Raw genomic sequence first — 222 nt, 5'->3', positions numbered from 1 at the left:
GATCTTCAAAACAATTTGATAAATAATAAAGTTATGAAAATAGATACCCAAGTGATAACTGCAAAAGTGCAGATATTCCCCAACAAGCAACAAGTTATTGAGCTTAAACAGATGTTTGAGCTGTACTCGCTTGCTTGTAATTGGCTATCAAAAAAAGTCTTCCAAAATAAAATTCTTAATCAAGTTAAATTACACCACCTTGTTTATGATGAAATGCGGTCT

The 222-nt window shown here is 31.5% G+C and carries 1 pseudogene; it reads left to right on the top strand.

Annotated elements, in window-relative coordinates:
• Positions 1-33 precede the first annotated feature (33 nt).
• Positions 34-222: pseudogene (locus RRF55_RS28755) on the top strand (hypothetical protein); the annotation flags it as partial.

The sequence above is a fragment of the Klebsiella sp. K47 genome (genome assembly GCF_051858335.1).
Lineage (GTDB): Bacteria > Pseudomonadota > Gammaproteobacteria > Enterobacterales > Enterobacteriaceae > Klebsiella > Klebsiella pneumoniae.
The sequence above is the reverse complement of the archived record's forward strand: the minus strand, read 5'-3'. Positions and strand labels throughout refer to the sequence as shown.